General features: G+C 60.1%; 20 protein-coding genes. 2 read left to right on the top strand and 18 right to left on the bottom strand.

What is annotated here, in order from left to right; translation table 11 throughout:
• Positions 1 to 754 precede the first annotated feature (754 nt).
• The 7 genes from ABCP74_RS06290 to ABCP74_RS06260 form a co-directional block, all read right to left on the bottom strand.
• A complete protein-coding gene (locus ABCP74_RS06290) occupies positions 755 to 1,576 on the bottom strand; it encodes an HAD family hydrolase (RefSeq protein ID WP_343001378.1) in 822 nt (273 codons plus the stop codon).
• 217 nt (positions 1,577 to 1,793) lie between these two features.
• Positions 1,794 to 3,074: an MFS transporter gene (locus tag ABCP74_RS06285; RefSeq protein ID WP_217107569.1), complete on the bottom strand. Its 1,281-nt coding sequence runs from the start codon at positions 3,072 to 3,074 to the stop codon at positions 1,794 to 1,796.
• 259 nt (positions 3,075 to 3,333) lie between these two features.
• Positions 3,334 to 4,638, bottom strand: a complete 1,305-nt coding sequence (gene mobB, locus ABCP74_RS06280) for a molybdopterin-guanine dinucleotide biosynthesis protein B (protein WP_343001379.1) — start codon at positions 4,636 to 4,638, stop codon at positions 3,334 to 3,336.
• Between the two features lie 4 nt (positions 4,639 to 4,642).
• Entirely contained in the window at positions 4,643 to 5,698 is a 1,056-nt protein-coding gene (gene moaA, locus ABCP74_RS06275) for a GTP 3',8-cyclase MoaA (protein WP_226790432.1), read from the bottom strand.
• A 235-nt stretch (positions 5,699 to 5,933) separates the two neighbouring features.
• The gene (locus ABCP74_RS06270; protein WP_343001380.1) at positions 5,934 to 6,971 is read right to left on the bottom strand and encodes a hypothetical protein; all 1,038 of its coding nucleotides are present in this window, start codon (positions 6,969 to 6,971) and stop codon (positions 5,934 to 5,936) included.
• Positions 6,972 to 7,186: 215 nt separating this feature from the next.
• Positions 7,187 to 9,085, bottom strand: coding sequence for an ABC transporter ATP-binding protein (locus ABCP74_RS06265; protein WP_217107566.1), 1,899 nt, complete (start codon positions 9,083 to 9,085; stop codon positions 7,187 to 7,189).
• The gene (locus tag ABCP74_RS06260) at positions 9,078 to 10,907 is read right to left on the bottom strand and encodes an ABC transporter ATP-binding protein (RefSeq protein WP_343001381.1); all 1,830 of its coding nucleotides are present in this window, start codon (positions 10,905 to 10,907) and stop codon (positions 9,078 to 9,080) included. Before ABCP74_RS06260 ends, ABCP74_RS06265 begins: the two co-directional genes overlap by 8 nt.
• A gap of 199 nt (positions 10,908 to 11,106) precedes the next feature.
• Between ABCP74_RS06260 and ABCP74_RS06255 the strand changes: the two genes are divergently transcribed.
• Entirely contained in the window at positions 11,107 to 12,513 is a 1,407-nt protein-coding gene (locus tag ABCP74_RS06255; protein WP_343001395.1) for an MATE family efflux transporter, read from the top strand.
• A 140-nt stretch (positions 12,514 to 12,653) separates the two neighbouring features.
• On the opposite strand, the gene ABCP74_RS06250 is transcribed toward ABCP74_RS06255, so the two are convergent.
• From ABCP74_RS06250 to ABCP74_RS06200, 11 genes are all read right to left on the bottom strand, one after another.
• Positions 12,654 to 12,782 (bottom strand): hypothetical protein, encoded by a 129-nt coding sequence (locus ABCP74_RS06250; protein ID WP_343001382.1) that lies wholly within the window; start codon positions 12,780 to 12,782, stop codon positions 12,654 to 12,656.
• A 124-nt stretch (positions 12,783 to 12,906) separates the two neighbouring features.
• Complete coding sequence (locus ABCP74_RS06245; RefSeq protein WP_117745689.1) at positions 12,907 to 13,329, bottom strand: PIN domain-containing protein; 423 nt, start codon at positions 13,327 to 13,329, stop codon at positions 12,907 to 12,909.
• Positions 13,326 to 13,718, bottom strand: a complete 393-nt coding sequence (locus ABCP74_RS06240) for a type II toxin-antitoxin system Phd/YefM family antitoxin (RefSeq protein WP_195246044.1) — start codon at positions 13,716 to 13,718, stop codon at positions 13,326 to 13,328. The genes ABCP74_RS06245 and ABCP74_RS06240 overlap by 4 nt, the downstream gene beginning before the upstream one ends.
• 284 nt (positions 13,719 to 14,002) lie before the next feature.
• On the bottom strand, positions 14,003 to 16,231 hold the full coding sequence (ligA, locus tag ABCP74_RS06235; protein ID WP_343001383.1) for an NAD-dependent DNA ligase LigA: 2,229 nt from the start codon (positions 16,229 to 16,231) through the stop codon (positions 14,003 to 14,005).
• 249 nt (positions 16,232 to 16,480) lie between these two features.
• Positions 16,481 to 17,947 carry a S1C family serine protease gene (locus ABCP74_RS06230; protein ID WP_343001384.1) on the bottom strand — a complete coding sequence of 489 codons (1,467 nt, stop codon included), beginning with the start codon at positions 17,945 to 17,947 and terminating at the stop codon, positions 16,481 to 16,483.
• Between the two features lie 208 nt (positions 17,948 to 18,155).
• A complete protein-coding gene (locus tag ABCP74_RS06225; RefSeq protein WP_195233793.1) occupies positions 18,156 to 18,818 on the bottom strand; it encodes a response regulator transcription factor in 663 nt (220 codons plus the stop codon).
• Between the two features lie 50 nt (positions 18,819 to 18,868).
• A complete protein-coding gene (locus tag ABCP74_RS06220) occupies positions 18,869 to 20,206 on the bottom strand; it encodes a glutamine synthetase family protein (protein ID WP_022095078.1) in 1,338 nt (445 codons plus the stop codon).
• A 134-nt stretch (positions 20,207 to 20,340) separates the two neighbouring features.
• Positions 20,341 to 20,712, bottom strand: coding sequence for a HepT-like ribonuclease domain-containing protein (locus ABCP74_RS06215; RefSeq protein ID WP_195621797.1), 372 nt, complete (start codon positions 20,710 to 20,712; stop codon positions 20,341 to 20,343).
• Positions 20,699 to 21,193: a type II toxin-antitoxin system RelB/DinJ family antitoxin gene (locus ABCP74_RS06210; RefSeq protein ID WP_215693114.1), complete on the bottom strand. Its 495-nt coding sequence runs from the start codon at positions 21,191 to 21,193 to the stop codon at positions 20,699 to 20,701. The genes ABCP74_RS06215 and ABCP74_RS06210 overlap by 14 nt, the downstream gene beginning before the upstream one ends.
• A 42-nt stretch (positions 21,194 to 21,235) precedes the next feature.
• Positions 21,236 to 22,258, bottom strand: coding sequence for a LacI family DNA-binding transcriptional regulator (locus ABCP74_RS06205; protein WP_343001385.1), 1,023 nt, complete (start codon positions 22,256 to 22,258; stop codon positions 21,236 to 21,238).
• 125 nt (positions 22,259 to 22,383) lie between these two features.
• Positions 22,384 to 23,076: a GntR family transcriptional regulator gene (locus ABCP74_RS06200; protein ID WP_343001386.1), complete on the bottom strand. Its 693-nt coding sequence runs from the start codon at positions 23,074 to 23,076 to the stop codon at positions 22,384 to 22,386.
• Positions 23,077 to 23,607: 531 nt separating this feature from the next.
• On the opposite strand from ABCP74_RS06200, the gene ABCP74_RS06195 reads away from it, so the two are divergent.
• Positions 23,608 to 24,699, top strand: coding sequence for an ATP-binding protein (locus ABCP74_RS06195; RefSeq protein WP_196022691.1), 1,092 nt, complete (start codon positions 23,608 to 23,610; stop codon positions 24,697 to 24,699).
• Positions 24,700 to 24,854 lie beyond the last annotated feature (155 nt).

Genomic DNA, 24,854 nt, shown 5'->3' with positions numbered 1-24,854 from the left:
GGCTTGGCGTCAGCATGCCGCGATTCGGTCGCACGGAGAGCATTTCCCAATTGACAAAACTATAGGAACACCCCCCATCACAGTTTCCTCGGTAGGAACCGTCTGGGCATCGTTTGCAATGGCCTGCGAGATCGGAGGCATGACGAGCGACAGCACCAGGCTCAAAACGGAGGCTCCGCACAAAACGCCTGCCAGTACACGGCGCGTCGCTTTTTTACTCTGCTTAGTTTTTTCTGAATTCGCTTTCATCGATGTCTCCTCCCCAAGAGACCGCGATCTTGCTCTTTCACTATCAAACGTATCTGCGCAATCTGTAATTGCGCACGCTTATAGTACATATTGTAACGATTGTTTGAACATCTAAGCAAAAATACCGATAGTTTTGTAGCGAATTCTCAATTCTCTTGACATTTGCTCGGATTTACCTTCGTTTATTCGCTATGAAATATCTATTTCTGCTGGTAATTAAGCCAGTTATCAGTTTTTTAATAGCATTTTATTTATTTGCACAACATTTTGCTCAAGAGCATGCATCCTGCGAACGGTCGAAAATCGACCGTGAGCGGTAGATCATTAACCGGGAGGAATAGACTACCAAATTGATGGGAATATTTTTAACTCATCGGTGGTTAGAAGCATGATGTTCAGACAACGTTATTTGAATTTTCGCGCAGATTTTAGGTATCAATTCACCCAAATCGTCTGAGGCCACCACAAAGGTACCTGCTCCCTTTGTGGTGGTTCTCCCCCGGCGCTACAGCAGATGCTCCTCGATAAAGATCGCGATGCCGTCTTTGTCGTTGCTCGCGGTTACAAAGTCGGCGGCGGCACGGGTGGCGTCGCTGCCGTTTGCCATGGCCACGCCCACGCCGGCGTCAGCCACCATGCAGGTATCGTTGTCCGCATCGCCAAACACGCAGATGTCCTGGAGCTCCATGTCGTTGAGCTCCGCCACGCGCACAAGGCCGCGCGTCTTGGACACGCGCGGATCCATGAACTCGTAGAGTCGCTGCGTGGTTTGCAGAGCCGCCGCCTTAACGGTGTCGTCGGCGAGCGTCGACGCCCGCTCAATCACCCGCGGCATTACCTCGGGCGCCATGGTAAACATCACCTTGGGCTGCGGCTCGCGCAAGAACTCGGCAAAATCGACCACCTTGTAGGGCACGCCGTCGACGCGCGACAGGTGCTCGACGCACGCGTTGCTCTCGGGCACGTAGAACACGCCGTCTCGGGGACAGACGGGCGTTGCCGGAAGGTCCGCCATGTGTTTGCAGATGCGCGCGATGGTCTCGCCCGGCAGCGGATAACTCAGCTCGTTGATGTCGTGCGCGCGGTCGATGACCTCGGCGCCACCGCAGCCCACGAGCACGTCCACCAGGCCTTCGATGCCCCAGAGCTCGTACATGGCCTCGGTCGCGTGGGCGTCGCGCCCGGTGCACAGGCCAAAGAGCACGCCGCGCTCGCGCAGGGCGCGGATCGCCACCACGGTGCGCGGGGACACCGTGTGCTGGCTCGTGAGCAGCGTGCCGTCGATATCGCAGAACACGGCTTTGATGTGGCTGAAGGTGGTGTCCATGGGGGCCTTTCTAGGTTGTGCGGCGGTGTGGGGTATATTCGTGAACGGCGTACATGGTATACCAAGGCACAGGCCGTTGGGACCCGATCACCACAAAGGCGTCTGGCCCCTTTGTGGTGGCCGGACCCGAAGGGTGTCCCGGCCCGGAGCGCAAACCATCACAACATTCGACGTTTTTCGGCAAAATCGCGATTTTCATCGAATGCTGTGATGGTTTTTACTGCTTTGCGGCACGATCAAAATGCCAGTGGCCAAACAGCAGCAACGCCGCGGGAACCGCCGTCACGACCATGCCCGCCCCTACGAGCGTCTGCTGCACGCCAAACGTCGCTGCCAGCCACGGGGCAATCGCCAGCGGCGCCACGCCGGCAAACATATTGCCAAAGCCCATGACCGAGTTCACGCGACCGAGCTGCTCGAGCGGGGCCGTCGTTTGCACGATCGTGTTGTGGAGCGGGTTGACGATGCCCCAAGCTATGCCCAGGGCAATCTGGCCGACGAGGGCTACACCCACGTACGGTGTTCCCACATAGAGCAGGCTTCCCAGGCCCACGGACATGAGCGCCACGAGCAGCGTTTTGAGGCTGACAAAGCGCGACGGCAAGCGGAGCGCGAGGACGGCGCCCAGCACCGCGCCCACGCCGCAGGCAGACGAGAGCCAGCCCATCCATTCGACACCGACGCGCAGGACATCGCGGTAGAAGAACGACTCCAGCGGGTCAAAGGCGCCATAGCCAAAGTTCGAAAGAAAGATGATGCAGAAAAGTAGCGCGAGGACGCTGTTGGTGAAGACTGTCTTGATGCTGGCTGCGAAGGTGGCACGGGCGGACGTGCTGGGTTTGGAGCTTTGTCCCGCACGCTCCCCTTCCTCTGCCGAATCGGCATCCGCATACCCGGCGACATGGCTGGTCTGCGGCCTAAAGCCCCAACCGACGACGAACGCCAGCACGGTAAAGAGCATCATGAGCACGAACACCGCGCGCGACGACGCAGCCGCCGCGACAAAGCCGCCCAGCGTGGGGCCAACGATAATACTCACGTTTGAGAACATGGCGATGGCTGAGTTGATGTCTTTGAGCTCGACGAGATCATCGGTGAGGTAGGCCGGATAGGATGTGGCAATGGGCTGGGCGAATCCCATCACGAAGCCCAGGAGCACCGCGCCGAGCAGGACGATGCCGGTCGCGCTGCCAAAGGCGATGATCGCCTCGCCAGTTGCCAGCGTGCCGACGATGCTCAGCAAGAAATGACGGCGCGGGCCCCAAGCGTCGAGCGCCGCGCCGCCCGCAAAGGACCCAAGAATCACGAAGACGTTCATAAAGAGGACTGCCAGCGATGTCGCGACGACCGAGGCATCGTCCGCATAGGTGAGCGTTCCGATGACGCCGATAAAGTAGCTGGTCTGAAAACCGGTGTAGATGAGAAAACGCATCGCCACCAGGCGCTTGGCCTGCACGGACAGCGATGATTGAGGCTTTGAGAGAAGAGATGCGAGCATGGAGACTCCTTGTTTCATACGAATACGGGCGGTGGGCATTCGCCACCGCCTGTCAAATCAATCTATCCGCATGAAACATTAAGGACGCATCAGGACCCTTCTCCCCGTTTTTCGCCCGTCATGAACTACTTGGTAGATTGTAAGGCATGTCCCACACATCTACTAAAGCAAAAACCACCACAAAGGTGCCCCTTTGTGGTGGAAGTGACGTTTGCCCAGATAAAACCTGCCAAAATAAACCTGTCCCTTTTGGCAGGTTTTAGGCCAAATGATCTTGGATGAGGTCGCAGATGGCTCGGGCGTCGTTGATGTTGATGGCTCGGGTCGCAAAGCCGGCGTCGAAGGCCTGGCGTGCCAGGGCCTCATTGCAGGCAAGGGCCAGCGTGCGGCCGTCGACCAGGTCGAGCGAGCTCTTGCCGCGCAGACGGTCGACACCGGAGCGCGCGACCACGATGTTGTCGAAGCCCTCGGTCTTGTAGCCCTCGATGATCACCACGTCGACATCGTTGTAGCGCGACAGCAGCTCACGCGCGGGCATCTCGTCCTCCTCGCGCGTGTCGGCGTACTCCGCCCAGCGCGTGGCGCAGATGAGGCCCACGTGCTTGGATCCGGCTTGGTGATGGCGCCACGTATCCTTAGCAGGCACATCGATATCAAAGCCGTGGTGCCCGTGGTGCTTGAGCGAACCCACGCGCAGGCCGCGGCGGGTGAGCTCGGCAATGACCTTCTCGACGAGCGTGGTCTTGCCCGAGTTTTGGTAGCCGATAAACGCGATCGCGGGGACGGCCGGTGCCGGAGCTGCGGACGCGGCGGCGACGGGTGCGCTTGCGGGCGCGGCACCGTCAGCGGCCACGGCCTCAACAGCAGCGGCCTGACGCTCTGCACGATCCCACACGCCCGAGCGGCCGCCCTCCTTGTGCAGCAGGCGCACGTCGACGATCTCCATGCCGCGATCGACCGCCTTGCACATGTCATAGATGGTCAGGCACGCGGCACTCGCTCCAGTCAGGGCCTCCATCTCGATACCCGTCTTGCCCGTCACGCCGGCCGTAACCAGTACGTGAAAGCCAACCTGCCCGTCCGCGCGCGCCGGCGCCCAGCCCTCGGGCACGTCCTCGGCCGGCGTCCCCGCCGCAGCGATGGGCGCAATGTCGCACTTGCTCTTGGTAATGAGCAGCGGATGGCACATGGGAATGATATCGCTCGTGCGTTTGATGGCCATGATGCCCGCCACGCGCGCGCAGGCGAGCACATCGCCCTTTTTGGCGCGGTCCTGCAGCACCATGGCCTGCGTCTCGGGGTGCATGAGGATGGTGCCCTCGGCGATGGCGATGCGATGGGTCTCGGCCTTGTCGGACACGTCGACCATGCGAACCTCGCCCTTGGCATCCACGTGCGTCAGCTCGTCGCGACGGGCGTCGCGGGCGGGCTCGGTGGCAGCGCTGGTAGTCGGCTGCACGGACGTGTCGGCGTTGCCAGTATTAGCCGCGACTGAGGCTTTATGGGCAGACATCGCGGCCCTGCGAGCGGCCTTGGTGGCATCGGCGTACCTGCTCTTGGCCATATGATCATCCTCCGATTTGGGACATAAATCGTTGCGTGCCCTCAATTATCGCGTGTTCCTGCGGTTTGTGGGCCACGGCATCGCGCCAAATCGAAAGTACCTGCATATCATCACCACGGCGCAGCGCCTCACGCACCGAATACTCGGCATCGCTAAACAGGCACGGACGCACGTTGCCGTCTGCCGTCAGACGCAGACGGTTGCAGTTCGCGCAAAAATGATTGGACATGGCGCTAATAAAGCCGACCGTTCCCGCCGCGCCCGGAAAGTGCCAATAGCGCGCAGGGCCCGCGCCGGCAGGAGCGTCGTTGATGCCGAGCGGCTCGAGCTCGCCCAGTCCCGCCGCGGCGGCCCCGGCATTGATGCGCGCCCGCAGCTCGTCGCTCGGCACGGTATCGCTCGCGTCCCACAGCTCGGGATTGAGCGCGGGCGCATGCGGGTCCACAGCGCAATGCGAGCTCGTGTGTTCGTCGCCAATGGGCATGTATTCGATAAAGCGCAGGTGGATGGGGCGGTCGAGCGTGAGCCGCGCGAGGGCCGTCACATCCTGGTTGAGCCGGCGCACAACAACACAGTTGACCTTAACGGGCTCAAAGCCCCAAGCCAGCGCCGCGTCGATGCCAGCCATGGTCTGCTCGAGTCGGCCCAGGCGCGTGATCTTTCCAAAGAGCGTAGGATCGAGCGTGTCGAGCGAAATGTTGACGCGGTTAAGCCCGGCATCCTTGAGCTGCGGTGCCAGCTTGGGCAGCAGGGCGCCGTTGGTGGTGAGCGAGATGTCCTCGATCTGCGGAATCGCGCGGATGTCGCGAATGAGCGGGATGATGCGGCGGCTGACCAGCGGCTCGCCGCCCGTCAGGCGCACGCGGCGAATACCCTCCCCCGCCACCAGGCGCACAAAGCGGGCGATTTCCTCGGCGCTGAGCAGCTCGTCGTGCGCGCGGGGCGCCACGCCATCGGCCGGCATGCAATAGATGCAGCGGAAATTGCACTTGTCGGTAACGGCAATGCGCAGGTAGTTGATATCGCGGCCAAAGCCGTCATGTTGCACGTGCCCGTCCACGCGGCCCTCCCCTCACACGGCGTTTTATTCTTCGGAAAACATAATACCCCACGCGAGAATCATGCCGACACCCGTACGACAGGACAGGTCGCTTCGAGCAAAACGGTCTTTCCAAGCCCATCCTCAACATACAAACCATCACAACATTCGATGCTTTTCCCGTTTTTAGCGAAAAACGTCGAATGTTGTGATGGTCTGCCTGCCCACGGTACCCCGTAGAAGGACCAAAACACCCCTAAAGGCCACCGTCCCAGTGCCGAATCACGAATTCTCGCAGGTCGTTCTGACGTTTCTGGAATGTCTCGCTTCGGTCGCACTTGAGGCCCATAGCGAGCGCGATGGCGTTCATCGCCCGGTGCAATTGCAGCTGGTGGGCAAACTGAGTCCCGGTGAGGACGATCATCCTAAAGCCCAGCGCGCTCAGCACGGTCATACGCTCCGCATCCGACGCGCTGCGCTGTTTATCAAGATGGTCCGAACCGTTGTATTCAATCCCCGTACCGCTTGCAGGCGCATATACGTCAATCTCAAAATACCCGGCCTTAGCGAGATACTTGAACTCGTTGGGAACATCGACCCGATGGTTGAGCTCGACCTTGGCGTATCCAAGCCCTCCTTGAGAACGTTTTGCTACGACCATGATTGCGGTGGCCGTCTCCATGGGCGACCGCGCGCCATCGTGTACGCGCTTGAGCGCGGCGGCCGCGCGTATAGCCCCCTGACGAGATCGGTTCTCATTGCAATAGGCAATCAAGTCGGCAACGGTATACCTCTGCCCCATCTCGATATAATCGCCTGTCGACAGATGATTCAAATGGTATCGGGCGCAGATTTCGTAGCCATATTCCAGCTGCTCGGGTTCGCTCATCCACGAACCCGCTTGGACAAAGCACATGGCCTCATCAACCACCAGAAGGCCCTCTGCCACCTCGATAAGATGGCCTGGAGGTACCGGCGCTCCAAACACGTGGCACCTAAATCCAGCCGGCGTCGAGCGCTCAAAATCGAAGTTGACGAGCGTGTCGATATGATCGAGCTCTTCTCGTGGAATACCGAGCGAAACCAGATAGTCGGCAACGATCCCAACTGCCGTTGAAGCCCTCAGCCCTTTGGCATCAAGTCCCAATTTGGGCAGGCTCGCGGTCGGCTCCGCCTCGTTAGCAAGCGAGTCCTCATCGTATAGGCTGCTTGCTCGCGAGAGCGGCTCGGACGGGCGCGCCACGTTGTGGTACAGCCAGGCAGTCTTATGGGACAGGACGATCGGCAGGTCCATGAGCCCTCCAATGGAGTCGGATAACCAACCTTATTCCCCTGCTCACGGGTTCGCACACCTTCGTGCGCAAGAAAGCGATTCCACCCGGTCGAGTGGCAGAAAAACCATCACAACATTCGATGCATTTCCCGATTTTGGCAAAAAGCGTCGAATGTTGTGATGGTTTGAGGCGAGGTGAGGGGCACGGAGGGATCAAAGCATCGTGCTCGAACGGGTTAATCCAGCTCTTTTAAGCCATGCGCCAGCTGCCAGTACTCGCCGTGCTGGGCGAGCAACTCTTCGTGCGTGCCGCGCTCGATGATGCGGCCGTGTTCGAGGACCATGATGGCGTCGGCGTCGCGGACGGTGGACAGGCGGTGCGCGATCATAAAGGTGGTGCGTCCGCGCATGATGCGGTCCATACCGCGTTCGATGAGCTTTTCGGTACGCGTGTCAATGGAGCTCGTGGCCTCGTCCAGGATGAGCACCGGCGGATCGGCGACGGCCACGCGCGCGATGGCGAGCAGCTGACGCTGACCCTGCGACAGGTTGGCGCCGTCGGCCGTGACCGGTGTGTCGTAGCCCCGCGGCAGGCGGCGGATAAACGAGTCGGCGCAGGCGGCCTCGGCAGCGGCGCGCACCTCCTCGTCGGTCGCGTCGAGCTTGCCAAAGCGGATGTTCTGCGCAATGGTGCCGCTAAACAGGTGCGTGTCCTGCAGCACAATGCCAAGCGACCCGCGCAGGCTGGCCTTGGCAATGTGCTTGACGTCGATGCCGTCGTACGTGATCTCGCCGTCATCGACCTCGTAGAAGCGGTTGATGAGGTTGGTAATGGTCGTCTTGCCGGCGCCCGTGGAGCCCACAAACGCAATCTTTTGCCCCGGCTTGGCAAACAGGTTGAGGTCCGTGAGCACGCGGGCGCCCGGCACGTAGGAAAAGTCCACGGCATGGAAGCGCACGTCGCCGGCAAGCGAAACCAAGCCGCACGTGAGCTCGGTGCCGTCGGCAGCCACCGCGCGACCCGACTCATCAACGGCAGCCACGTCATGCAGATGCCCGTACGCGCCCACGCCCTGGCCCTCGGGAATCTTCCACGCCCACGCGGCGTCGCCCGTCTGCACCAGCTCCACGCAGCCCTCGTCCACCTCGGGCTTAAGGTCCATAGCCGCAAACAGGCGCTCGGCACCGGCCAACGCGTTGAGCAAGAAGTTGCCGAGCTGCGTAAACTGGTTGATGGGCATGGCGGCTTGGCGCACAAAGACCAGGTAGCTTGCAAGCGCACCCACGTCGGCCAGGCCCTTGATGCAGAGCATGCCGCCCGCCACGGCGACGATGGCATAGTTGACGTAGCCAATCACGACGGTCATGGGCACCATGGAGTTGGCATAGCTCACGGCGGCGGTGCCGGTGCGGCGAAGCTCGTCGTTGCGGCAGGTGAAGCCGGTGACATTCACTGCCTCGCGGTTAAAGACCTTGATGACCTTTTGGCCCGAGACCATCTCTTCGATATATCCGTCCAGGTCGCCAAGCGATGCCTGCTGGGCGGCAAAGAAGCGCTTAGAGCGCGCGCCCGAGTAGCGCGCATATAGCACAATGGCCGCATCGCACACGAGCGTGATAATCGTGAGCTGCCAGTTAAGGATGATGAGCATGGCCGTGGTGCCCACAACCTGAATGGCGGCCTGAATCACGTTGGCAAAGCTGTTGTTAAGCGCCTCGGAGACGGTGTCGACATCGTTGGTGAAAAAGCTCATGATGTCGCCCGAGCGCGTGCTGTCAAAATAACTGAGCGGCAGCGTCTGGATGTGTGCGAACAGATCGCGGCGAATATCGGACACCACGCGTTGGGCCGCGCGCACCATGATCTGCGAGTAGCCCAGGGCCGAAAGCACGCCCGCGGCGTAGATGATCGCCGTCAGGATGACCTGCTTGGCGAGCAGTTCCTCCCCGCCCGTGGCCAAACCGTTAACGATGGGGCGCACCATGTAGGTGCCGGCGAGGCTCGCGATGGCGGCAACGGAGGCGAGCACGCCCACCGCGAGCAACGAGAACTTGGCATGCCCCATGTAGGAGAGCAAGCGGCGCACAGTGCGCTTGAGGTCGGCCGGGCGTGCTTGGGCTGCGGTCTTAGGCATGACGCTCGCCCCCTTCCAAGGGCAATCCGCATGCGACGGAGGAAAACGGATCATTCGCGCAACCATCGTCGCTGCCGTCGCCGGCGTCCGCGTTCCTCGCAAACTCCATCTGCGAGGCGTAAATCTCCTGGTATATGTTGTCGCCCGCCAGCAGTTCCCCGTGCGTGCCCACGCCGTGGACACGACCGTCGTCCAGCACCACAATGCGATCGGCATCCATGACACTCGCGATGCGCTGGGCGATGATGAGCACGGTCGCATCGGGAATCCGAGCGATGTGCTCGCGAATCTTTGCGTCGGTCGCCATATCGACCGCGCTGGTGGAGTCATCAAAAATGAGCACGCGCGGATGCTTGAGCAGCGTGCGCGCGATGCACAGGCGTTGCTTCTGGCCACCCGAGACACCGGCGCCGCCTTGGCCCAACTCGCCGTCCAGCCCGCCGATGCGATCAAGAAACTCGTCCACGCACGCTGCGCGGCAAGCCGCGAGGAGCTCATCGTCCGACGCCTGCGGATTGCCCCACTGCAGGTTCCCGCGCACGGTACCCGTAAACAGCACATTCTTTTGCAGCACAATGCCCACGGCGTCGCGTAGAGTCGCGAGGTCGTAGTCGCGCACGTCGCGTCCGCCCACAAGCACGGCGCCTTCGGTGGCGTCGTACAGGCGCGCAATCAGCTGCACAAGCGAGCTCTTGCCCGAGCCCGTGCCGCCGAGGATGCCCACCGTCGAACCGCTCTCGATGCGAAGGTCGATATGCTCGAGCACATCCTCGGCTGCTTCCGCGCGGTATTTAAAGGAAACGTCGCGAAACTCGATACTGCCGTCCGTTGGCGCCGCAGTCGCGAGGTCCCCCGCAGGATTGACGATAAAGGGCTCTTCATCGAGCACCTCTGCGATACGGCCCACGCTCGTGAGAGCGCGTGTGAGCAGCAAAAACACGTTGGAAATCATCATGAGCGAGTTCATGATCAGCAGCACGTAGCTCATAAAGCCCGTGAGCGAGCCCACGCCCAAGCGACCTTCGATGATCATGCGGCCGCCAATCCACAGAATGGAAAGCGCCGCCACGTACATCGACAGCTGAAACACCGGCAGGTTGAGCACAGCGTTGCCAAAGGTCTTGGTCGCCGTGCCGGCGAGCTCGGTATTGACGGTGTCGAACTTGTCGCACTCGTGCTCAGCGCGCACGTAAGCCTTCACGGCGCGCACGGCGGTAAGGTCCTCTTGCACCACGCCGTTGAGGTGGTCCATCGAGGTCTGGAGTTGGCGGTAGAGCGGGCTCACACGCACGGTAATGATACCGAGCACGATGGCGAGCATCGGCAGAATGACGGCAAAGACCGCCGCGAGCTCGCGCGAGAGCGCAAAAGCGTAGACGAGGCCCATGACCAGATTTACCGGCCCGCGCACCATGGGGCGGAAGCCGTTACCTACGGCGTTTTGAATCACGGTGATGTCGGTGGTCATGCGGGTGACAAGCGAGCTGGCGTCGTAGTTGTCCAGATTGCCAAAAGCGAGCGTCTGGATCTTGCGATACTCGGCCTCGCGCAGGTTAGCGCCCAGCCCCGAGGCGACGCGAGCAGACGTGCGTGCATAGCCCAAGCCAAGTACCAGCGAAAATGCGGCGCATACCAACATATACGTACCCTGCAACAGCATGTAGTTGATGTCGCCCGCGGGCACGCCCACATCGATGATATTTGCCATGATGACCGGGATAAACAGCTCGAGCGCCGTCTCAGCAGTCACAAAGAACACGCCGAGTATGGCATCGCGGCGGTATGCCCCCAGATAGGAAAACAGAATCTTGAGATTGCGCACGCAGGTTCATCCCCCATCAAACGTTGTTCGCAAACCCACGTATTATGGCGCGCCGTGCGGCGGTGTCAAGTGTTCCGAAATCGATTTCTGCAAGGCTAGTGCAGGCGCCATGCTCACAGGGCGCACGTCCGTATTCAATTAGAAATGAACGCGAGCGTGACTTTTTCGCTTCGGCGTCAACACAAACCTTGACTCTACAATCGTTGTAGGGTTTTCACTACACTGGTACATAAACAAACCCAGCCAGAAAGCCCCGCACATGGAACACGACCTCACACGCGGCAATGTCCTTAAGACCATCGCGGTCTTTGCCCTGCCCTATATGCTCTCGTACTTTTTGCAGATGCTCTACGGCATGGCCGACCTGTACATGATGGGGCAGTTTAGCGGCGCCGCCGGCATCACCGCCGTGGCAAATGGCGCTCAGACGCTCTATATGATTACCGTGGCACTCGTGGGCCTGGCCATGGGAACGACGGTCATCGTCGGCCACGCCGTGGGTTCGCGTCGCTTCGATCGCGCCGAGACCGCCATCGGTAACACCATCACGCTCTTTATGGGCGTCTCGGTGGTGCTGGCCGCTGTCCTGCTCGCACTGTGCCCGCAGATCGTGACACTCATTGGCACGCCGGCCGAGGCAGTCGAAGGCACCGCCGCCTACCTGCGTATCTGCTTTATGGGCATCCCCTTTATCGCCGCGTACAACATTCTTTCGGCCATCTTTCGCGGGCTGGGAGATTCGCGCTCGCCCATGTACGTGATCGGCGTGGCATGCATCATCAACATCGCGCTCGACTTTCTGTTTATCGGCCACATGGGGCTCGGCCCCGTGGGCGCAGCACTCGGCACGGTAACCGCCCAGACGGCCAGCGTTGCCCTCGCGCTCGTGTGGCTCAAGAGCCGTCGCACGAACATCCACGTTAAGCGCAGCGACCTGCGCCCCCAGCCCGAGGTGCTCGGCAGCATTCTTAAGATCGGCGTGCCCGTGGCCGTGCAGGACGGCTGCATCCAGGTAGCGTTTATGTTTATCACCGTCATCGCCAACCACCGCGGCCTGGTCGACGCCGCCGCCGTGGGCCTGGTCGAAAAGATGATCAGCTTTTTGTTCATTGTGCCGAGCTCCATGGGTGCCACCGTCAGCGCGCTCACGGCGCAAAATGCCGGCGCGGGCAAGGGCGACCGCGCACGTCAGGTACTCAAAGACGCCATGACGATCTCGGTAGTGTATGGCTGCCTGATCACGGCGCTGATGTGGCTGGTGGCGCCGGCGTTTATCGGCTTTTTTGCCAAGGACGCTGCAGTAGTCGCCGCCGGCACCGGCTATATGCGCAGCTACATTTTCGACGCGATTTTTGCCGGCATCCACATTTGCTTTAGTGGCTTTTTCGCTGCATACGGCAAGAGCTACATCGGCTTTGCGCACAACGTGCTGGCCGTGGCGCTCATTCGCGTGCCGGGCGCGTGGCTGCTGTCGAATGCCTATTCCGATACGTTGTTTCCCATGGGCATCGCTTCGCCGTGCGGGTCAATTCTGTCGGCAGTCATTTGCGTGATGGCGTTTACCGTACTCAACCGGCGTGGGGCTTTTGACAAGTTGGCAGCGTAGCGGGGCAACGCGAGATCGCCCACATCGATGACATCATCAGCGACGACCCCACAACCTACGTGACGCAGATCACGGTGCCGGCTGCCCCGTCCAAATAAGAACTGCCCAGAAAACGTTCGGCTGAAGGCAGAATCTTGACGTTATAGGCCATATTTTGCCTCAAGGTTATCGAGAGCCTCAAAGGCATCACGCGCCGTGCCAGCAGCACGCTCCCGCTCGGCCACAGCTATACGAGCCATCAGACGAGCCTTAGCCTGTTCCTGAACCATGAGGTCGTAGTCCTCGGATCGAAGTACAACAAATTTGCTATAGCCGTTTTTTGTAACAGTCACTGGACCAGGGGCCTCCCAACAAGCTCGCCAAACGCCGGGGACAATCCCCGATATGGCGGTTTTACTCCTCCGGAATCGGAAACGCACGGATGAACTCTGCAGGCGAGAAGGTCTTGATGGTCGAGCGCACAAAAGCAGCGCGGTCACGCGTGATGATAAAGTCCACGCCGGCACGCTCGGCCATCGCACGGATACAGCCGTCCTCAAAGTCCGGCTCATCGGAATAGGCGGAGGTAAAACAAGCTTCTTGGTCGAGAGGCTCTACCGAATAGCTCTTAAGACAGTCGCGCACTACCTCGCGGGCGCGCGCCTCGCCTGCCTGTTTAGTGAGAATGTAATACGCGTCCTTGAGAGAGCAGGCCGAAACAACGCCTTCGATAAGCCCCACGTCGACGAGCCCCTTGATCGTTTGCGCCGCTGCGTGCTCCGGCCGGCCCGGAAGCACGCAATCGAGCAGAAAATTGGTATCGAGAAATGCTCTCATAGGTAGCGCTCCCTCGCGACGCGCTTTTCATCTTCAACCGTCATCGTATCGAGCGGCGTTCCTTTTGGCATTTTGGCTACGATATCGAGATACTCCTGGTAGTCCTCATTCTCCGCGAGCATCTCACGGATCTCCTTCCAGGTGATCTTGGGATGCCACATCGTACCCACGTCGCGCTTGGGCTTGTCCGAGCCGCACGTCGGCTTTGCACCCCCGCGCTCCTGGGCAGCGTCATATTCCACTGCAACCGGGCTTTGATAGTCGAGCGGCACGATCTTGAACAACGGCTTGCTCCGCTTGAAGACCACAACCTCCTCGCCCTCATTGGCAACCTTTTCGGCCACCTGCGTAAGGTTTTGGCGCAGTTCCGAAAACGCGACGGTAACCATAACTGCTCCTCTCAACATATATCTTCACTGCTAAGTATACACGTTAATGTTAATGTTAAAGTGTATAAAACTCATCACAATGGGGCAGCCCCGTTGTGGAACCTCACTGCGGGCCCCCTTTGCTTTGTATGAATCTTCTATCGCTCCGGAACGACACCGCTCCGCAGGGTCACCCTCAGCAACCTACATGACGCAGATCATGCTGCCCGCCACCACGCCCAAATAAAAACCTCCCGGAAAGTATCAACCTTTCCGGGAGGTTTTCTAATTTGATTATCGATGTCCTAAGCCTGGGGCACCTGACCAGTAGCCAAGATTTGCTCGAGTGCGTCCTCGTCCAGCACGGGTACGCCCAGCTGCTCGGCCTTGGTGAGCTTGGAGCCCGCTTTGGGACCGGCGACCAGATAGCTCGTCTTCTTTGAAACACTGCCCGAGACCTTGGCACCAAGCACCTTGAGCGCCGCGCCCGCCTCGTCGCGGGTGCGGTTGACAAGCGTGCCGGTGAGCACGAAGGTCAAACCCGCGAGCGGCTGTGCGTCGGCGAGCTCGCCTGCCACGCCGGCATCGGCTGCGGCCTGCGCGTGTGCGGCACCCAGGTCGACCTCGAGCGACAGACCCGCCTGGCGCAGGCGCTCCAGGACGGCAAGGTTTTCGGGAACGGCCAGGAACTGCTTGACGCTCGCCGCAATCTTGGGACCGATGCCCTCGCACTCGGCGATGTCCTCTTCGCTCGCCAAGATGAGCTTATCAATCGACAGGAATCGCTCGGCGATAACCTCGCCCACGCTCTTGCCCACGTGGCGGATGCCCAGGGCAAACAGCACGCGACCGAGCGGCTGGCTCTTGGACTTGTTGAGCTCGGCGATGATTTTCTCAGCCGTCTTGAGGCCTACCGGAATGGGGTCGCCCTTCTTGACGCCCTTTTTGCTGTTGGAACTGGCATAGGTGCGCCCCGTGTCCAGGCCTGCGATGTCATCGACCGTGAGCTGGTAGAAGTCTGCGACATCGTGAATCAAGCCGGCGGCGATCATCTTGTCGACGATCTCGTCGCCCAGGCCGTCGACGTCCATGCAGCCGCGGCTCACCCAGTGGAGCAAGCGCTCCTTGAGCTGCGCGGGGCAGTCGATGGAGACGCAGCGGTAGGCAACCTCGCCATCCTCGTGGACCACGGGGCTACCGCACACGGGGCAGACCTCGGGCATGTGCCAGTCGACCGAATCGGCCGGGCGTTTATCGAGCACCGGGCCCACGACCTCGGGGATCACGTCACCCGCCTTGTGCACGATGATGGTGTCGCCCTCGCGCACGTTTTTGCGGCGGATCTCGTCGATGTTGTGCAGCGTGGCGCGCGCGATGGTGGAGCCGGCGACTGTCACCGAATCGAACTCGGCGACCGGCGTGAGTACGCCGGTGCGGCCCACCTGGATGCGAATCTCGCGCAGGACGGTCTGCTTTTCCTCGGGCGGGAACTTAAAGGCAATGGCCCAGCGCGGCGCACGGGCAGTAAAGCCCAGGTCGAGCTGCTGCTGAAAGCTGTCCACCTTTACGACCACGCCGTCGATGTCGTAGTTCAGGTCGCCGCGATGCTCGAGCGCCTGGGCGCAGAACTCGTGAACCTCGGCGGGCGTGGCACAACGGGCCACGTTGGGGTTGACGCTAAAGCCGGCGCTGCGCAGCCAGTCCAGAAACTCGCGCTGACTGTGAACATGCAGCGGGTCGGTATCGGCGATGGCGTAGATAAAGGTAGCCAGGTCGCGGCGCGCCGTGACCTTGGGATCCTTTTGGCGCAGGCTGCCGGCGGCGGCGTTGCGCGGGTTGGCAAAGGGGTCGCGCCCCTCGGCATCGGCCTCGTCGTTCAGGCGCACAAAGCTGCCCTTGGGCATGTAGACCTCGCCGCGCACCTCGATGGTGCGCTCGCGATCGGCGCCCATGTGGGCGAGCGCCGGCTCGGACAGGTGCATGGGCACATCCTTGATGGTACGCACGTTGAGCGACACGTCCTCGCCCGTGGTGCCGTCGCCGCGCGTGGCGGCGCGCACAAAAGTGCCGTTTTGATAGGTAAGCGCGACGCCCAGACCGTCGATCTTAAGCTCGCAGGTATAGGTGACGCTACCGGCGCCGAGCGCATCCTCGGTGCGTTGGAGCCACGCGTCGAGCTCGTCCAGATCCATGGCATCGTCCATGGAATACATGCGTGCCATGTGCGTGACCGGCGTAAACTGCTCGCTCACGTAGCCGCCCACGCGCTGGGTATAGCTGTCGGGCGTTACCAGATCGGGGTAGGTCGCCTCGATTTCCTGCAGCTCAACGAGCATTTTGTCAAAGGCGGCGTCCGTGATCTCGGGCGCATCGAGCATGTAGTAGCGATAGGCGTGGTAATCGAGCTCGTGGCGCAGCTCGGCCGCGCGCGCTGCCGCCTGGGCACGGGCGTCGGTCGGTGCGGCGGCATCCGCGCTCGCGGACGTTTCGGTATCGATGTCCACACCGTCACCAAACAGGCTCGATTGCTCCATAGCGGCACTCCTTCGCTCGATTTCAAACGGATACTAGAGTACCACCGGTCACCATGGCGCCGAATACCCCTTTCGAACCGCACCGAATCGGCAGCCGACGGACCGAGGTGGATCGCGCGATCAAACCATGCCCTTGCCAGTTCTAAATGATCCGTTTTCCTCCGTCCCCAACGGATCAATAAGAAAAGAGGGGCTGTCCCGCGTTGGCGGGACAGCCCCCTCTGGCATCGGTATGTGCGATACAGCTCGTTAGAAACTCTGACCGTAGCCTTGACCCTGGCCCTGACCCTGCTGGCCCAGCAGCTCCTCCAGGTACTGGCGCAGCTGCTCGTCGGTAATACCGCCGTTGCCGGTGTCGGTCGAACTGTCGTCCTGCTGCTGGTTCTGCAGCTCCTCATCGGAGCCCAGCTCGACGGTGACCTTCTTCTCTTCCTTGCCGCGCATGAGCGTGATCTCGACCTTCTCGCCCACCTCGTGGCTGCGCAGCGCGATGATCAGGCCATCGGCGCTCGTGATCTCGTCGTCGCCCAGCTTGGTGATGACGTCGCCCTCCTGAATGCCGGCCTTGGCAGCAGGACCATCCTCAACGACGCTCGCCACATACGCGCCGCTATCGGTGCTCAGCTTGTTGGTGCGGGCGTTAAGCGCATTGACGCTCGAAAGCGTGGCGCCCATGTACGGATGCACCGGCGTCTTGCCGTCGATGATCTGGTCGGCAATGTTCTTGGCGTAGTTAACCGGAATGGCAAAGCCCACGCCCGAGCTGGAGCCCGAGTAGCTCTCGATGAGCGAGTTGATACCCACTAGCTCACCATTGTCGTTGACGAGCGCGCCGCCGGAGTTGCCCGGGTTGATGGCGGCATCAGTCTGGATCATGTTGGCATAGATGGTGTTACCGCTGGTAGAGCTCATGGCCGTGGAGCGATACAGCGCCGAGACGATACCGGTGGAGACAGACTGCTCGTTGCCGAAGGGCGAGCCAATCGCCATGACCCACTCGCCCACGTTGAGCTTGGAGGAATCACCAATCTCGATCGGCGTGAGCTTGGAGGCATCGGCATCCTTGAGCTTGATGACGGCCAGGTCGCTCGAGGCGTCGTTGCCAACGAACTCGGCCTCATATGTAGTGCCGTCGTCCATGGTAACCACGTACTGGTCATAGCCATCGACCACGTGGTTGTTGGTGAGGACGTGGCCCTCGGTATCGAGCACCACGCCCGAACCGACGCTGCCCGAGTTGTCCGACTCGTCGGCAGACTGCGAAAGCGAGCCATTCTGGCTACCGCTCGAAGTGGCGGTGATGGAAACCACGGAGGGCAATGCCTTGGCAGAAACGGCCTCGGCCAGCGTGGTGTCCTCGGAATCAATCGTAATCTTTTGCGTCGATGAACCCGAAGCACCCGCCGTCACGGCATTCTTGCCGCCACCGATATCGAGCGTGCCGCTCATAATGAGCGCAATGACCAGCAGGGCGCCGCAGGCACAGCCGGCGAGTGCCGTAATAAAGATCGGCAACTTTTTGGTCTTGGTTTTGACCACTGTGTGCTTGTTTACAACCTGCTGGCTGCCCAGCGGCTTTCCGGTCTGCGTGTCGTAAGCCTGCACGTAGGGAATGTTGCTACCGGCAGGCGTCGACTCCACCTGCACGCGCGGCTGCTGCTGGGTCTCGCCGGCGTTGCCCGCATCCTGGGGACGCTGGGAATCGTACTCGCTCATAGCTGCGATCCTTTCGTCAAATAACCAAAGGCCCGCCAAACATGTGGCGGGCCATCATTGTTCACGTTGAGTTGTACCCCAATATGCGGGCGAACGTGTATGAGAACGCAATCTTTTAGGAAGGCTTAAGTTCTGCTGCAAACTCGAAAGGGATCCACGCATGCGGCAAAACCACCACGAAGGTGCCTGTCCCCTTTGTGGTGGAAATCTAGTCCTTAAACAGATAACCCACGCCACGGACGGTGGTGATGTGCGCCGCGATCTGCGGGCCCACCTTGGAGCGGATGCGTCGAATGTGCACGTCGACGGTGCGCGTGCCGCCGCAGTACTCAAAGCCCCACACGCGGTGCAGCAGCACCTCGCGGCTGTAGGCACGGTTGGGATGCGTCGCCAAAAAGCTCAGCAGCGAGTACTCCATCAGCGTCAGGTCGATGGGCTCGTTATCGAGCGTCACCTGGTAGGTAGCCAGGTTAATCTCGAGGTTGTCGATGTTGAGCACATCGTCGGCGGCGACGGTCTCCTCCTCGCCCATCAGGCGCTGCGCACGAGCCTTAAGCTCGTTGGATGTCGCCGTGGGGCATACAAAGTCGGCATGCGCGTGATTGGGCAGGCGCAAGGTACCGAGCGCCTCGTCGTCGACGATCACCAACATGGGGACACCGCCGCGATCGTCAAGCCACTTGGCAATCTGATCGATGCGGTCGCTGCGGATGCCGTCGGAGTCGAGGATCAGCAGGTCAAAGTCGTGCGCCGCAGTCGGCGAATCGGGGGTTGCCAGGCTCACCTCGACACCCAGGGTGGTCGTCAAGCTGCGGGCAAACTCGTGGAAGCGCGTCGTGCGCGCCATGAACAGGGCACTCTTTTCGGACATATCGGCCTCCAAGGAAATGAGCTCAATCGTACTGGAACAAGCCAGCGCGATTAGGAGTTCGCCAGATAGTGCTTAATCTCCCACTCGGTGATCGTGGACTCAAACTTATGCCACTCGTCGCGCTTCTTTTTAAGGAAGAAACTGTGGATGTGCTCGCCGAGGGCATCCTTCATAAACTGCGAGTCCTCAAACACGTCGAGCGCCTCTTTGAGCGAGCGCGGCAGCGGCGTGTAGCCGGCCTCGAGCATCTGACGGTCGGTGAGCTTGAGCGTCTCGGCCGTGGCCTCGGGCGGGAGCTCCAGCTTGCGCTCGATGCCATCGAGACCAGCCGCCAGCGTGACGGCGTTGACCAGGTACGGATTGGCCATGGGGTCGGGGCTACGAAGCTCGATGCGCGTGGACAGCTGCTTGCCGGGCTTGTAGACCGGAATGCGGACCATACTCGCGCGGTTACGCAGGCCCCACGTGGCGTACTGCGGCACGGAGTCGCCGCCCGTGGTGATGCGCTTGTACGAGTTGACCGTGGGGTTGGTGATGGCGCTGATTTCGCGTGCGTGCGCCAAGATGCCGGCCATATAGTGCTTGGCGATATCGGAGAGATGGTACTTCTCGTCGTCCTCGCCCCAAAAGACGTTGTTGCCGTCGTGGTTGAACAGCGACTGATGCAAAAACATGGCGCTGCCGTCCTCGCCCGCCAACGGCTTGGGCATAAAGGAGGCGTGGCAACCGCTCTCGTAGGCCTGCTGCTTAATGATGAGTTTGGCCGTGGTGATGGCGTCGGACATGCTCAGGGCCTCGGCGTGGCGCAGGCTCATGCCGTGCTGCGAGCGACCGGCGGCGTGGAAGGTGTACTCCACGGGCACGGACATCTTCTCGAGCGTGAGGACCGTGTTGCGGCGCAGGTCGCGGGCGGCATCGCTCACCGAAAGATCGAAGTAGCCCACGTTGTCGAGCGGCTCGGGCGTGTGCTCGTCGGGGAAATAGTAATACTCCAGCTCGGCGCCCACGTTGAGCAGATAGCCAGCCTTCTCGGCCTTGCGGAACATGCGGCGCAGGGCATCGCGTGGATCGCCGGTAAAGGGCTTGCAATCGGGAGTGCACACGTCGCAGAACACGCGGGCGACGCCGTTGTGGCTCGGGCGCCACGGCAGGATCTGGAAGGTCGAAGCATCGGGAAACGCCAGCATGTCGGCTTCCTCGGGCGTGGCAAAGCCCTCGATGGCGGAGCCGTCAAAGCCAATACCCTCCTCAAAAGCTACCTCGAGGTCCTCGGGGCTAATGGCAAAGTTCTTGAGGCGGCCGAGAATGTCGACAAACCACAAACGCACAAAGCGGATGTCACGCTGCTCTACGGAGCGGAGTACGTAATCGATGTTCTGCTGGTTCATGTCGCTCCCCTTTCTTTCGGGCGGGTTTCGACTGGTCTATATCGCAGATACTATCGCAGAAAAATGTTTCCGCAGGGTTAAAGCGTATCAAGCGCTCAAAAAACGTGTGCGAACAGGCAGTTGCGAACGAGCGGCTAGCGTTCAGATTCGGAGACAATTTGTCTACAGGCTCGTTCCAGCGCAGGGAACTCCATCGTCACTGCATCCCAAACAACCGAGCGGTCGACATTGCCGTAATCATGCGCAAGATAATTTCTCATGCCGATAATTCCACGCCATTCAATTTCGGGATGAAGCCGCTGCGAGCGTTCCGACAATTTGCCCGCTTCTTCCGTCACCCTAAGCGCACACATCAAAAGGGAGTCCGCCAACGCCCTCGTCCGCACGTCATTCGCATGCAGAAACTGGTCCTCGGTGATATCAAAAGCCTTGATGCGCTCGTTCGTTTCGGAGATGGCCTCCAAAACCTCTTGGGCGCGAAGGCTGTCTGACTTACGCGCGATCATAAAGGATCACTCCTTCGCGCTCGATTACCGCGGCAAGTTCGTCATCAAGATGATCACTAGAGACGAGATCAACCTGCCTCCCGGTTTCTTTGCGCACCGCCTCGCCAAACGCCGACAGCGCAAAAAGACCAAAGCCCTGCTCGCGATCGACTTCGAGACGCAAGTCAATATCACTATCGGCATGCGCCTCGCCACGGGCATACGAACCAAATAGAATCACGGTTTTGATGGCGGGAATCGTGCTGGCTGCCTCGCGGACGGCGGACTCAATCTGGGCAGTATCCAAAATGCCCGCCGCGGCGCTTTCGCTCGCAGAGCTTTTACCAAGTGAAGGAACAAACGGCAGAGAGCGCTCGCGCAGCATCTGCCTCATAAACATATTGACCGCAACAGACGAAGTCATGCCAAGCTCTTCGCACAGTTCGGCAAATGAGTCTTTAATTGACGAGTCCACTCGCACACTCAGCACAGACGCAGCCATGGATACCTCCTGTATGACATTGTCTATATATTATCATACAGACTAGCGCGAGGTCGAAGCGCGGTGTTCGATGTGGCCGGGGACCTCGATACGCTTGGGGGCGAGCTTTGCGGCCTCGCCCACCGTGGTGGTGACGACGTCGATGCGCTCGGACAGGCGCTCGACCACGCGCTCGGCGATGGTAAGGGTGTCTTGCGCGGCCGTGGTCACACCGCCAAAGAGCACGTGGTTCCAGGGATAATCGTCAAATGTCGCGATCTTAAGACCAGCCGGCAGCGAGGGACCAAGCTGCGCCAGCGCCTCGGTCAGACGCAGGAAAACCAGGCCGTTGACGGCGATAAGGCCGAGCCTTTTGCCCGCGTAGTCGCGGATGGTCTTGTCCAAACGGCCAACGCCCGTGGCACCACCGTCGGCCAGGGTGACGACCTCGCCCGCAAGGCCGCGGCGCGAAAGCTCGTCGGTAAAGGCCTCGGCGCGCTCGCGACGCACGGGGCTGTCGTCGCTTGCCTCGGTGAGCAGGCACAGGCGCTCGCTGCCAGCGGCGGCGAGCTCGTCTACCAAGCCAGCGACCAGCTCACGGTTGTTAGATGTCACTAGATCGACACCGCCGTCGGCAACGTCGCGGTCGAGCAGCACAACAGGCAGACGTCCCGCTGCCGCGGCGATCGCCTCGTCATTGCCTCCGCAGGTGTTGACGACCAGGCCGTCCACGCCGGCATCGATAAGTCTGGTGAGCGACTCCGCTTCCTTAGCGGGGTCGTTGCCGCTAATGGCCGTCATGAGCGAGCAGCCGCGCGCGGCGGCGCTGGCGGAAAGTCCTTCAAGCATGGCGCTCGAGAACGGGTTGGCGATGTCGGCCAGGATCACACCGATGAGGTTGGTACGCGAGCTGCGCAGATTGCGCGCGGCAGCACGTGGGCGATAGCCAGTGCGCTCGATAACTGCCGCGATGCGAGCACGGGTCTCCTCGGTCATTTGCCCGGGGCGGTTGTTGAGATAGCGCGAGACCGTGGCCGGGCTCACGCCCGCCTCGGCGGCAATGTCCTTGATTCTCATCTGCGCCATAACGCACCCCGTTTCCCAATTGTCGGCGGTCTGAGCCATTTTAGGCATTTTTTTAAAAATCTCGGTTGCAAAACGCTGTAGGTGAGCAGCATCGTTTTTGCGTCTCGAGCAGATGCGGCGATGGGCTAGATAGATGAGTCTTTGGACAGCTCAAAATAGTCGGGATGCAAGGCGATAACCGGACCTTGCTCTTCGGGCATCAGGTGCAGGTGTGTCTCTGCCAGATAGCTCGCCGCGTCGGTATCGCCCCTCTTAATGGCCTCAAGAATCCGGCGATGCTGCCGACGAATCGGCTCCCAATCCAGGTCCTGCGACACCATACGCAACCAGTTATATCGCTCAAAATGCGTGTTGATGCTCTTCATCCAATCCCACAACATGTGACGGCCGGCAATCTCAAAACACGTCTCATGGAACAGGTTGTCCAGATCGAAAAAGCGACGCGTTTCGCTATGGTCGAGCGACTCGGACTCGGCAAGAATCTGCTCGAGCCGCTGCTTTTGCTCGGGCGTAGCAGCCGAACAGCATTTAATAAGCACGCTTCTCTCGAGCTTCTCGCGCAAGAAACAGGCGTTCTCGGCGCGCTCCATGCTGATTTTTGAGACATAGGTGCCGCTTTTGGGACGCGTTTCCACCAGCTCCTGCTCACGCAGGCGCACAAAGGACTCGCGAATGGGCGTGCGCCCGATTCCCGTCTCCTTTTCCAGACCAATCGCCGAAAGGCGCGTGCCGGGCTTGAGCTCGGCATAGATAATCTTGGAGCGTAATGCGTTGTATGCCTGATCTTGCAGGCTCTGATAATGCTGGTGCTGTTCCATAAAGCCCTCGGATAAACCCTCGGTTAGTCGAATACCACCATGCAATACTATCGCATCGACACGCCCCAGCTCCCAATCAGTCTTTTTGGGACGGGGCTCTTTTAGCTACCCTGGCCCGCAGATCGGCCCCCTTGCCACAAAAGTGGCCCATCTACTACGTTAACACGGACAGCCTCGGCCATACCGAAAACCGTGAAAACAAAACCGCAGGTAGGCAGCTTGTCGATTTTCGAAAAAGCCGGCTATGGTTGACCTCTGCGGCTTAAACGTAGTAGATAGGCCCTATTCGTGGCACAGCACCACTCCATCCCAAATTGGCACCCCGAGCCCTCGTGAGTTGCCAACAAGCTGTTCGCCCAGCGCTTTATCCGCGCGGCATTTGGAAAATAGCACCACCGCAAAACCCGCGAGTAGCGCTTACTTTGCTATATCTCACTATACTTTGCTATATCTTGCTATACTTTGCTATATCTTGCTATATCTTGCTATATCTTGCTATATCTTGCTATATCTTGAGCAAAGGTGGCTCACATGCAAACAAACCCTTTTAAGCCCACAGCAGGTAAAACACCTCCCACGATTATCGGCCGCGAAGATGTACTTGAAGAATTCAGTGAAGGCCTCACCAACGGGCCTGGTGCCCCTGGGCGCCTAATGCGCATAGCCGGCGTCCGTGGAACGGGCAAGACGGTCCTCCTTGACGAGTGCTCACGTTTGGCGCAAAGCCGTGGCTGGACGGTCATAAAAGAGGTCGCAACCGAGGGACTTTGCCAGCGCATTCTCGAACAGCTGCAGCCCAAATTCCAGGCCAAACACGCCAGATTTGAGCCCACCGTAGCTGGCATATCCATCGGCAGCATAGATATTGAGCGAATCGGCCCATCGCTACGCGACGCCATGAGACAGACAATATCCAAGAATGGAAATGGCCTGCTCATCACTCTCGACGAGGTTCAAGACGCAGAGCTCGATGAGGTCCGAACGCTCTCCATTGCGATTCAGCAGGTTATCGGCGAAGACCTTGATATCGCCTTTGTTTTTGCTGGGCTGCCTTCGATGATTGAAAGCATCATCAACGGAAAGACACTTGCGTTTTTGCGCCGCGCCCTCCCCTTTGATCTGAAGGCTGTGGCAGTAACCGAAGTGTCGTACTCCCTCGAGGAAACCATTGAAGCGTCTGGCATGGAGTTGCAGCCAGGTATTGCCGGCCAACTTGCCGAGGCAACGCAGGGCTATCCTTTCATGATCCAACTCGTTGGATACTACGCATGGCAGTTGGCAAGACGCGCACATACAACGATTATTGGAGAAGAAGAAGCCGAGCGTGGCATTGCAACGGCACGCGAACGCTTCTGCGCCATGGTGATTGAGCCCGCGCTGCAGCGCATTCCGCCCACGTGCATCGCTTATCTGCTGAGCATGGCGTCTTTGGGGCAGACGAGCTCGACCAGCATGGTTGCCGATGCCCTAAACAAAACGCCTCAACAGGTGAGTTCCGTCCGCAGCCGCCTGTTAAGAGAATCGATTATCGAGGCTCCCTCGTACGGCAAGGTCTCATTTGCCATCCCCTACATGCGCGACTACCTCTACGAGCACAAAGCCGAACTGGAAGTTGAACTGTAGAAACGGCAACTGCCCTGCAAGACGAAAACCGTTCCAGGAGCACTTCTTTGCCAACGCCACCGACGAGGCCATCATCGCCAAGGTCAAGGAGCTCCTGGGCCCTAATCGGACTATCTGCGCCTTCCCGTCGAACGCAGGCGGCGGCTGCCCAACAC

The sequence above is a fragment of the Collinsella aerofaciens genome (assembly GCF_039062315.1).
GTDB lineage: Bacteria > Actinomycetota > Coriobacteriia > Coriobacteriales > Coriobacteriaceae > Collinsella > Collinsella aerofaciens_BG.
This window is presented reverse-complemented; position numbering and strand designations above follow the sequence as displayed.